The organism is Nostoc sp. UIC 10630, assembly GCF_010747425.1.
Lineage (GTDB): Bacteria > Cyanobacteriota > Cyanobacteriia > Cyanobacteriales > Nostocaceae > Nostoc.
The window spans coordinates 1-10,249 of the sequence record NZ_JAAGOG010000240.1; the positions used below are offsets into that span (position 1 = coordinate 1).

The window sequence follows — 10,249 nt, forward strand, 5'->3', positions numbered from 1 at the left end:
GATGCACCGTACTTGATTTCCATTTTTGGAAACAATACCTAATTTACAACTGTTTGAGCCTTAACTGAACCGTATTGTCCTTTAAGTGACACCCTGCGGCAAGGTTATGCTTTCAAAAGCGGCAAACTTATGGTTACAGTGACAGTTCTAGCTATTAAAATAAATTTATTAAGCTAGAACTAAATTGAACTAAATTGAAATTATGCCACGTAAGATATGTGGACTTGGCTTTGACTGTGCCTCAATGATGTTGCAACCGAGTATTGACCCTGGAGAATGCTTCAATTATCCAACCTGTGGAGCAGCTATTAAGTTGACTCCAGATGAAGAGATCGAACTAATTCGCGTGCGGGAGATTGCGTCTTGCCAACGGCAACAGGAGTGGGAACGCAGAGAGGAAACCTTTAGAACCACGCGCCGCGAAGCGGCAGTGATGATGCTGATGTCGAGAGGTTGTCCCCAAAGCGCACAATCACTGGGCGTTGCTGCACAAATGGAAGCGATCGCCGCCTGTATTGAACAATTGCATCACAACTTAAATAATCTAGAAGGATACTACATTGCTCCTAATAGCTGTGAAGTACATCATTATAGTGTGAAGCGCCCAAGTGGAGTTTATGGATACAACAAACTCACTGCTCCTGAGCCAATATTTGAACCATCCGAAAAACAGCAGAAAGTGAAAGTTGTTCATTTAAGCCATGATGACGATCCGCGAAACACTGAAGCACGGCTGGGAATTGAGCGTCGAAATCAGTTAACTCGTGTACGAACCCTCTTGGCAACAACTGTGGAACTGTTACAAGAGGCAGCCAATACCCTAGACTGTTCAGTTTTCTGATGAGGAGCGCTCAGGAAAGAAGTGTGTTTTACAACATTAAGCAGTTGCTACACCAAGAAACAGTCAAAGAAACTAATCAGAGTTTTCTGCATTTAACTTGACCTTGAAATACTGCCGCTTTAGTTTCGAGTCGCCCCGGTTGGGGTAATGTTTCGAGCTTTCAAAAATAGTTATTAGTCCGCGTTTCTCCATCTCCTTAAAAAACCATTCCCATCGCTCCAAGTCGGATGGGGGCGCAGTGAATCGTAAATCGTTAATCTCACCCATTATCATCACCCCAGCTGATTGCCTCTAAAAACTCAACAGCATTATTCTCCCAGGTTTCCCCTTGTCTAGCCTGTCTAGCTTGACTATCTTCTTCAACTGTCATTAAATTAGGAGGATCGAGAATATACAAGCGTGACTCAATCAAAGCTAGGGATTGTGCTAGTGCGGCAATTTGTTTTCTATCTTTTCTAACCTCACCCATCAAACTTATCTGAATATCAACTATTCGACGCTTCAGTTCGTCTACTTCTAGCTTGGTGACAGCTGGTTTAGGTTGGGTAGCTTGGGTAGCTTGGTGAACTGTCAGGCGATTTTTTAAGGCATCCAAAACAAACTCTTTGAGAGAAATACGTTCATCTTGCGCCCGTGTCTTGACAGTCTCAAGTAATTCTTTCTCCCCCTCACCATCAAACTTAATGTTTAATTGTGGTCGGCTCATGGCTAGACTTGGGTAGCTTTGTCTACCCAAATTATAACTTAATTGCGTTCCCTCTTGGGTTGCCGTAGGTATCGCTAGTTTGAGTTGTCCTCTAAGTAGTTGCGATTACCTGAATATATTCATATTTCCATTCAGCACACTCTAGAGCAAGCAAAAATGCCATATCTTGGATCTGTTGACTGAGTTGCTTTACTTGCTTTGACTTTGCATCATATCTTTGCAAACAAGCCTCAGCCTCTTCAAATAGTGCCTTGAGTTCTGGATCTATAGGGTCTAACCCACAAAGCGTAATCGCCTGCGGCGCGAGGAGCCCATCTTTAGCTACTCTTTATTTAAGTATTTTTCAGTTATTCAGATGTTCTCTACAAGACAATATTGCTGCCTGGTGAGGTTCGACTTCAGCCAGGCGTTGTACCATACTGTGCTTCCAAGTGGGCAATCGAAGGATTAACTCGTTCTTTGGCACAAGACCGAATGGTATAGCAACCATACCCCTCAATCCAGGTATTATTCATACTGAGATGCTTTCTATTAGCTTTGGAGAAGAAGCTGCTGATTATACACCGATGTCCGATTGGGTATTGAAAGCTGTTCCATTTATTCTCACTTTAAAACCCAAAGATAATGGGACTCCCTTAAGCATTTCATAAAATTGGTCATGTGTGAATTGCTTTGACTGTCCTTGAGCGCTTACAGAAGAGGGACGGGGAATTTTGCCGAATTTGTTAAAAAAGTTGGAACTAATTTGAAATATTAATAATTTTTGGTTCAATTACTGTACCGTCCAGAAGCAAAACGATCTCACTGCGATCTAAATAACAAATATGCTTATCAATTACTGGGACAAACACAATATGCCAATACCATAGAAATGGCTTTGGATGAGGTTGCAGAGATTTAATCGAGGCAGCTATACATACATAAGAGTTGAATTGAGGTCGCTTTCGATAAGCTTCAGCCCGACCAATTTGAATAGCCTCGCTTATTGATAAAGGCACTGCTGACAATTCAGGATTCCAGGTGGAAACTTTTTTTAAAAGTGAGAGGGACACCTCGAAGTAAAGCTTCTCTTCTTCTGTACTGCAAACTAGCAGAGTAATTATTATATCTTCAAGCATCAAAGCAATTTTTAGATTATCCTACTTAATAAAAAAATTAATAACAAATAAGCTTAATTGTCAATAATTTGCTAATTAATGATCGTATATCTAAACCTACTTGTCAATAGCATTTGAGATGCACTTACACTGAGAAATTAACATTTATGTTTTGGTTAACATAGAAATTACCCTTCTTTTGAAAACAAAGTATCCAAATCTATGGGAAATACGAGTCCCTTGCTGAAAAATTTATGTTTTTCGGGCAGATGCCCTAGTATAGTCTAGTTGCACAGATGCAAGTATTAAGCGATCACTTCTTTCCTGATAACTGTACTTCAAGATTGTTTTGCGGTTTTGACTCCTAATAAGCAGATAATAGATGGTTGAGAGTTCTCGCTTATTAGGAACAGCGTTGAAAAACTTATCAGCTGATAAAGGCACAATCTTAGTAGTAGATGACGAAGCCAGCATCCGGCGGATTTTACAGACGCGTCTAGAAATGATTGGCTACAGCGTAGTGACAGCTAGTGATGGTGAAGAAGCGTTGTCAGTTTTTCGCTTGTTGACCCCTGATTTGATAGTTCTGGATGTAATGATGCCAAAGCTGGATGGCTACGGTGTGTGCCAAGAATTACGGAGAGAGTCAGATGTGCCAATCATCATGCTCACAGCTTTAGGAGATGTAGCAGACCGAATCACTGGGTTGGAGTTAGGTGCTGATGACTACATGACGAAACCTTTCTCACCCAAGGAACTGGAAGCTCGAATTGCCTGTGTACTAAAACGGCGCTCTCACAAAACCAGCATTAATAGTATTCCTAACTCTGGGATAATCCATCTGGGCAATCTCAAAATCGATATCAATAAGCGGCAAGTCCACAAAAATGAGCAACGCATTCGGTTGACAGGTGTGGAGTTTAGCTTATTAGAGTTGTTAGTGAATCATTCGGGAAAGATTTTTTCAAGGGTTGAAATATTACAGCAATTGTGGGGCTTTGTACCAGAGATGAATACAGACACTCGTGTGGTAGATGTGCATATTTCGCGGTTACGGACAAAGGTAGAATCCGATCCCAACGGCCCAGAATTCATTATTACAGCAAGAGGTAGTGGTTATTTTTTCTCACGAATTATTGATTCAGAACACGATTGAAGAAGAAATTAGAAGTCAAAATGCTGAAAATTTTAGAAACAACACCAAATCGACTTGTCATCAAGTCAGAAAGAAGAAATTTTGATACCAAGAAAAGAGTCCTTTTTATTTATGTTGCTATTTACTTTTTATTAATCTCTACATTCAAAAAATGGACAATATTTGGTCTGAGTCAGAAAGCAGTGGAATCAATATATCAGATGATAGCTTATCCTCCGCTTTATTATTTTAGTTCTATAGCACTAATTATCTGTGTGTGCTTTCTATTCGCTATGATGATTGTAGACTTTCATCTCCCAGTTAGAACTATTATCTTTGACGGCAATAGTAATCTTTTAACAATCAAGTATACCTATCTGTTCTGGCATTATAAGAAAGACTATTTTCTCAATGAAATAGAATCAATTCAGTGGTTTCCAGAGACAATTTACGCAGTCTCATCGGGCATATTACCCGTTCAAATTTTAAAACTCATTCGTAGGAAACCCTATGGCAAAACGGATCTAATACGGCTCTACAAGACTGTACATCCTGAACTCCAAGAAATAAGTACTATAGTCGATGTTATTCATCGATTCCTTCTAGGTCTTAGACAAAGCAACAAGAAATAATGCAACGCATGATCGGATCAAGCAGTTCAGGGATGGTAAGCGTGTTCGGTAGGTTCAGAGGGCAAGGCATCTCATCTGCACCTTCGTTCAAGAACTCCTTTGCTGTCAAGGGCAAAGAGTTGTCTTAACCGAACCGTATTGGTATAACGTCGGACAAAAGTGATATAACCCCGGATCAACGCAGATTAATTAAATATCTAAAAAAATGGCAAGTTTATCAAAAGATTATTCATTGCAATATAACAGTTAACCCAAATTAAGTTTTTATACAAATATTTTAGTTAATTTTTTAAGTTAAATCTAAAAATATCAACAAGTTTGATAAATATATCAAAATATTTTGCATTGTACTTCAAAATTAAATTATATAAATTTTAGATGTAAGTAGCATTGATGAAAAATTTGTTATCTATACGTTGAGATAACTAAATAATCTAGTAGTTACTAACTAGTGTTGCTAACGTTCAAGTCATTAAATAAACTTAAGTTTTGTCTATTTAATGTTGCAATGCTAACAAGATTATTATTCAATAATGAGGATTAATCTAATGGCAGAAAATTCAAGTAATAGTGGGAACAATTCAATTTCACAATCACCCTTCGGTCGATTGGAAGGAGTTCTCGGTAAAGAAGGCCTCACCAAGATATTTAGTGGTATTGGTAATGGAGAAGGTGGTGGTATTGGTGGCAGTAGCCCATTTGGTGATGGCGGTGGCAGTAAGCCTGATTTAGCCTATGGTGGTAATCCTTTCGCTGGCGACAACTTCTGGAATATCTTTGCAGGGGGTGTCAACCCATCCGCAGGTGGTAGTAACCAAGGTAGTAGTAGCGATCCTTTGACTGGTGCTAGTAACCATACCTATGGTATTAGCACAAGTGAAATACCGAACGGGTTCGATTTGAGAGTTACTATTGACAAGCTAGTTGACTCAAAGTTTGACAAGGAAGTGGGTAGTGGAGGAATCCCATCATTTGGTAGTGGAGGAATCCCATCATTTGGTAGTGGAGGAATCCCATCATTTGGTAGTGGAGGAATCCCATTATTTGGTGGTCAATAAATCCTGTTCGCTTAATAGAATCCTTGGGAAAATGAGCAAATAAATAGAAGGAACAATAATGAGTTATTCAGTACATAGTATGCTAGTACAGTTTGACGCAAATAAACATACTATTCGATAAAGCTCAAAAGTGTGTCTTGTCAGTGATGTGCCTTCTGCATTACTGTATTAGCTTGCTAGCTTATACCCTAAAACTCTTTACAGGTAGGAATTTAAGCAATATTTTCTGTTAGTTTGACAGTAAAATTATTAAAGCCTTTATTTTAGAGAGATTTTGGGTTAGTAAAATTTTAACTGTTATAAAAAGTAGTGAAGTCCCATAAATTTTTAACTAAAAATAGGAAAATTAGTGCTAATGGAAAAGTCTGCTGTCAATCCCCTTAATGGTGGAGTTAATCCCTTAAGTGCAGGTGTCCCTAACAGCGTAGGTTCCTTTGCAGCTAATGGCAGTTTGTCTGCTGAAGGCAGCCCGTTGATAGGTGGTAGCAATCTGTTATTAAGTAACGGTAACAATCCCATTCCAGGTAGCGGTATTAACCCCTTTGCAGGCGATGCTGGCAGTGGGCTTCAGCAATTAATATTTGATCGATTAAAGTCAATTTTAGGTGATAACTTTTTCAAAGGTATTGATAACACATTGGCAGGAGGTAGTAACCCGTTTGCAGGCAGTGGGTATCCAATTCCAAGTGGGGCTACCAACCCATTTGCAGGTAGCAGTAATCCTATAGCAGGTGCTGGAAGTCTGCTTCAACAATCGCCTTTCGATCCATTGAAAGAAGTCCTTGGTAACAATATGTCCTTTGGTAATACTGGGAATACATCTAATACTGGTAGCCAAACCTTTAATGAGGGCAACGCACCGATTGGGAATGGTAACAAGGACTTTGGTAATAATAACGCAACTATTGGTAATTTTAACTCGGATTATGACAGTAACAGCGCAACCATTGGTAATGGTAACTGGAACTTTAATAATGACAACGCAACCATTGGTAATGGAAACTGGCTATTTGGAAACGGTAACACAACCCTTGGTAATGGCAACTGGTATTGGGACAACGGCAGTAATAATGCAACTCTAGGTAATGGTAATTGGCACTTTGGTAGTGACAACGCAACCATTGGTAATGGCAATTGGGACTTCGGTACTAATAACACAATTATTGGTAATGGTAACTGGGTTTTTACCAATGGAAATGAAATTATTGGTAATGGCAATTGGTTAACTGAGACTGACAACACAACGATTGGAAGCGTCAACAATATCAGCAGTTTAAATTTATCCCCACAAAGGATCAAAACTGATGTTAATAATCTGATAGACTCTCTTATAGGTAAAATAGGTCAAAATTTTCTTGGGTTCACAGGAGATTTTGATGAATCGAGTAGCCAACCGTTTAACCGCCTCATCTCTTCTAAAAGTGTTGGTAATGACACTAATATATCTGGCGATATTGAGCAACTTTTGGAATCACTCAGCCCAATTCAAGGAAATTTCATCAATTATCAGCCTGTGCAAAACCCTCAGCCTGTCCCAGAATCTGTTTCTTCAGTATCGTTGATAGTAATGGTACTTCTGTGTTTGCTGTTGTCCCTGTTCAAAAAACAACAACACTGTTAACGTAACCTGAGTTCGGGATAAGGAAAAGGACAGGTAGTAAGCTGAAAATAGCGTTAAATCCAGCAACCTGTCCTATGTCGGGTATCGGTTTTATCGATTCTACCAGCTTGAAAGTCTGCCATAATCGTCGCATTTCTAGGCATAAAGTGTTCGACGGTTTAGCCTCTCGTGGCAAGACTTCTGTCGATTGGTTTTTTGGTTTCAAGCTGCATCTTGTAGTGAATGAGTTTGGTCAACTCTTAAATGTGACTATCACCCCTGGTAATGTTGATGACCGTCAACCAGTACCTGATTTACTCAGCAATCTGTTTGGCAAAATATGCAGCTGATAGAGGTTATGTCTCCCAGAAACTGGCGGCTCAACTTTTAGCCGATTTTGGGATTCAGTTTTTTGCCAAACCCCGTCGCAATATGAAAAATAAGTTGATGCGTCTTCATGACAAGCTTTTATCCCGTAAACGCTACATTATTGAGACCATTAACGACCAACTCAAAAACATTTCTCAGATTGAACACTCTCGGCATCGTAGCCCAGTCAATTTTTGCGTTAATGTTCTGTGCGGTTTGATTGCTTATTGTCATTAACCTAAGAAACCTAGCCTTCAATTCAATACCTCTGCCAATTTACAAGGGTTCAACGCCAGTAGAAACGGGATGAATACGTCCTAAAGCAGTAAGCTTGGCAAAAATCCGGGTTAATAAAATAGGCTCAGGGATTTCGGGAAGCATTTTTAAGATTTCATGGACATATCGAAAGCCACAAGAATGAGCCTTAAGATCAATAATGCCGGAGTCGGGATTAAGGGTGCGAAAATCAGCGAGAAGATGATGAGATAAATTAACCATAAAGAATGCTAAATTAGCAGCATTAGTCACCGCAGTTTGACCGATGTTCATAAAGTCTTCCAATCCCCAAAATTGCTTGGCATCACGGAAGTTAAACTCGATTTGAAAGCGCAGTTTGTAGTAGTCAATTATTTTCTCAGATGACAATTTTAGGTCACTAGAAAAAAGAATGATGTGACTGCGAGCATTAGTTTTCAGATTTATTTTCACCAAAATAACTACATTCAGGCACTGGGAAAATTCTTTGTGCAGTAAACTAACTTGGTAAGTATCGGTTTGGACATCCTCTTCAATACTACTTTAACGCAAATATTCATCAGAAATATTACGCCAGTCCAGTTTCTCCCCGTATTTACGGCGTGAACGATGATTGGGGTCAGGATTTTGGTAAGGTATGTATAATGCTGAATCATGGCGTAACTTGGAAATTATATGCAAGTTGACCTGTCGAGCCATCTGCAAAGCATTATTGTTTCCAAAATGACCATCTAAGACTAAGTAAGTGAGTGGGATAAAGTTAGCTATCAACAAGACTTGCTCACTAATCATCTTCTTAATTTTTAGTAATTCAGATGTGAGAATTACTTCGGTCTTGTTTTTGTTTTTACTCCCTTTTGGTCGTCCACGTCCACGTTTTTCTTTGGCTTTTATTTCTGGTTTTGGCGATACACTACTTTTTTCTATATCGCTCTTTATCACCTGTTCTATTTGAATCGGAAATGAGTGTCTTTGTTCGACACTTACTAGCGATAAAGTAATATTGATAGACCTGATATTGGTTTACTTACTAGGCTGGAAAAGAACCTATCTAATCCATAAGTCTGTTTACCTGATTTGCTGACTACAACTTCATCTCCTGCAAGTAAATATACCTCATTTGCACGAAACAAATGCTTGCGGAAAAATAGCCAAAATAACGTCGCCCAAGGTATTACTGTATGAAAAAACCTCAATATTGTCCGATAACTGCCACCAATCCCTGCCCAACGTGATATTCCTAACATAGTGACTCGGCCGTTCATTGCTAACATAGCCAAGATTATTTGGTTCAACTGCCGCATTGTTGTAGCGTTTATCTGCGGTAGCAGACATTGTAAGAGTGATAGGATGTCGAACATGGGCGAATTGTAGTTTTTGAGTTGTCGTTTGGGAAGACAACAACTCTACTACAGAGCGCCCTCTCTCTTCATACTCTTGTTTTGGCGAAGGTATTGTTATTACTACAAGATTGCCAGGGCAGAAGATGACCGCCCAGTTGAAGCGAATCGAGTTCGCAAATCGATTGGTGCAGAAACCTCGTTTGCACAGGATTTGAGCGATGTCGGTCAAATGTTGCAAGAACTCGAACATGATTGCTCAAATTGTCGAGCAAAGGTTAGAGAAGCATGAAACACGAGGCCGCACATTAACGTTAAAAGTCAAGTTCTCTGATTATCAGCGTTTAACCCGTAGTAAGACAATGCTTACTCCCATTAGTGGACTATCTACGATTTTTGAGATAGCTAAAGGACTGTTTGAGTCGATTGATCTGGAGAATCGTACTATCAGATTGTTGGGGATTTCGTTGTCTAACCTGGATAACGCCAAACAAACCCAAGTCATTCAACTGCCACTATTTCAAAATGCAGGCATTATTTTTTAGCGTAGAGCGTAGCCCACACTTCTCAATACTTTAACTGCGCTCAGTACAAGAAGCTCAGTTACCGTCGTAAGCATTTTACAAGCTCATTAGTGACTGCAATTGTGTGTCTGAATTATCTCCCAATTCTTGTTGTAATTGGGATAGTTGGTTTTCTAACGCTTCAGCAGTATGAATGAGATTCGATTCTTGGGCTATTTTTAGCTGGGTTTCTTTAATAGAGATTTTTCTCACTAGTTCATTCACTGCATCGACTGAATCATCATTTTCAGTAATCATAGCTGAATTACGATTCCTCTAAATTCTGTTTTGAGATTTAATACTCTGCTTCAATTTGATAAAGGGCAGGATTAGCTTCAATAGGTAATTGTTGTTCAAAAATCTCCTTTTGGGAAATACGTTTAGAGAATGCCGAAAGACATGCTTTTTTACTAGACCATTTTGCAATATTAATAAATTGAAACCTCTCGGTTGGGTCAAGACTGCGATGTAACGCCAGTATCGATAAACCCTGGTTCATTTTTCATCAACTGAGTAGTCTGATTCCATTTCCGAGGGAAATCATCTTCCAAACCTCTCCGAACAGAGAAGCCAAAGCCAGGGCAAACGCATCTTATTTACTAATAAAAACTAAGGGAGATTCCAAAATGACATAGATAATTGTAAAAATCGGT

11 protein-coding genes and 2 pseudogenes are annotated in these 10,249 nt (G+C 39.3%); 8 read left to right on the forward strand and 5 right to left on the reverse strand.

Annotated features, from left to right (window positions below; translation table 11 throughout):
• Positions 1-202 precede the first annotated feature (202 nt).
• Positions 203-841 (forward strand): hypothetical protein, encoded by a 639-nt coding sequence (locus G1O98_RS33060; protein WP_163937465.1) that lies wholly within the window; start codon positions 203-205, stop codon positions 839-841.
• A 259-nt stretch (positions 842-1,100) separates the two neighbouring features.
• Here G1O98_RS33060 and G1O98_RS33065 read toward each other — a convergent pair whose 3' ends face one another.
• A complete protein-coding gene (locus G1O98_RS33065) occupies positions 1,101-1,547 on the reverse strand; it encodes a hypothetical protein (RefSeq protein WP_163937470.1) in 447 nt (148 codons plus the stop codon).
• Between the two features lie 521 nt (positions 1,548-2,068).
• Here G1O98_RS33065 and G1O98_RS40950 point away from each other — a divergent pair.
• Positions 2,069-2,197 carry a hypothetical protein gene (locus G1O98_RS40950; protein ID WP_265578603.1) on the forward strand — a complete coding sequence of 43 codons (129 nt, stop codon included), beginning with the start codon at positions 2,069-2,071 and terminating at the stop codon, positions 2,195-2,197.
• 90 nt (positions 2,198-2,287) lie between these two features.
• Here the strand turns inward: G1O98_RS40950 and G1O98_RS33075 are convergent, their stop codons facing one another.
• The gene (locus G1O98_RS33075) at positions 2,288-2,665 is read right to left on the reverse strand and encodes a hypothetical protein (protein WP_163937475.1); all 378 of its coding nucleotides are present in this window, start codon (positions 2,663-2,665) and stop codon (positions 2,288-2,290) included.
• A 394-nt stretch (positions 2,666-3,059) separates the two neighbouring features.
• Here G1O98_RS33075 and G1O98_RS33080 point away from each other — a divergent pair, with 394 nt between their 5' ends.
• The 4 genes and pseudogenes from G1O98_RS33080 to G1O98_RS41280 all read left to right on the forward strand — a co-directional run bounded on the left by G1O98_RS33080 (position 3,060) and on the right by G1O98_RS41280 (position 7,675).
• Positions 3,060-3,800, forward strand: a complete 741-nt coding sequence (locus G1O98_RS33080) for a response regulator transcription factor RpaB (protein ID WP_228058628.1) — start codon at positions 3,060-3,062, stop codon at positions 3,798-3,800.
• A gap of 1,159 nt (positions 3,801-4,959) precedes the next feature.
• Positions 4,960-5,469 carry a hypothetical protein gene (locus tag G1O98_RS33085; protein ID WP_163937480.1) on the forward strand — a complete coding sequence of 170 codons (510 nt, stop codon included), beginning with the start codon at positions 4,960-4,962 and terminating at the stop codon, positions 5,467-5,469.
• Positions 5,470-5,824: 355 nt separating this feature from the next.
• Entirely contained in the window at positions 5,825-7,090 is a 1,266-nt protein-coding gene (locus tag G1O98_RS33090) for a hypothetical protein (RefSeq protein WP_163937483.1), read from the forward strand.
• Positions 7,091-7,164: 74 nt separating this feature from the next.
• A pseudogene (locus tag G1O98_RS41280) lies at positions 7,165-7,675 on the forward strand (IS982 family transposase).
• A 39-nt stretch (positions 7,676-7,714) separates the two neighbouring features.
• On the opposite strand, the pseudogene G1O98_RS33100 reads toward G1O98_RS41280, so the two are convergent.
• A pseudogene (locus G1O98_RS33100) lies at positions 7,715-9,054 on the reverse strand (transposase).
• A 28-nt stretch (positions 9,055-9,082) separates the two neighbouring features.
• On the opposite strand from G1O98_RS33100, the gene G1O98_RS40380 reads away from it, so the two are divergent.
• On the forward strand, positions 9,083-9,325 hold the full coding sequence (locus tag G1O98_RS40380) for a hypothetical protein (RefSeq protein ID WP_243458618.1): 243 nt from the start codon (positions 9,083-9,085) through the stop codon (positions 9,323-9,325).
• Positions 9,285-9,578 carry a hypothetical protein gene (locus G1O98_RS40385; protein WP_228058626.1) on the forward strand — a complete coding sequence of 98 codons (294 nt, stop codon included), beginning with the start codon at positions 9,285-9,287 and terminating at the stop codon, positions 9,576-9,578. Before G1O98_RS40380 ends, G1O98_RS40385 begins: the two co-directional genes overlap by 41 nt.
• A 75-nt stretch (positions 9,579-9,653) precedes the next feature.
• Here the strand turns inward: G1O98_RS40385 and G1O98_RS33110 are convergent, their stop codons facing one another.
• Together G1O98_RS33110 and G1O98_RS33115 are read right to left on the reverse strand one after the other, a co-directional pair.
• Positions 9,654-9,854, reverse strand: coding sequence for a hypothetical protein (locus G1O98_RS33110; RefSeq protein WP_094333315.1), 201 nt, complete (start codon positions 9,852-9,854; stop codon positions 9,654-9,656).
• 37 nt (positions 9,855-9,891) lie between these two features.
• On the reverse strand, positions 9,892-10,095 hold the full coding sequence (locus tag G1O98_RS33115; RefSeq protein ID WP_228058627.1) for a hypothetical protein: 204 nt from the start codon (positions 10,093-10,095) through the stop codon (positions 9,892-9,894).
• Between the last annotated feature and the right edge of the window lie 154 nt (positions 10,096-10,249).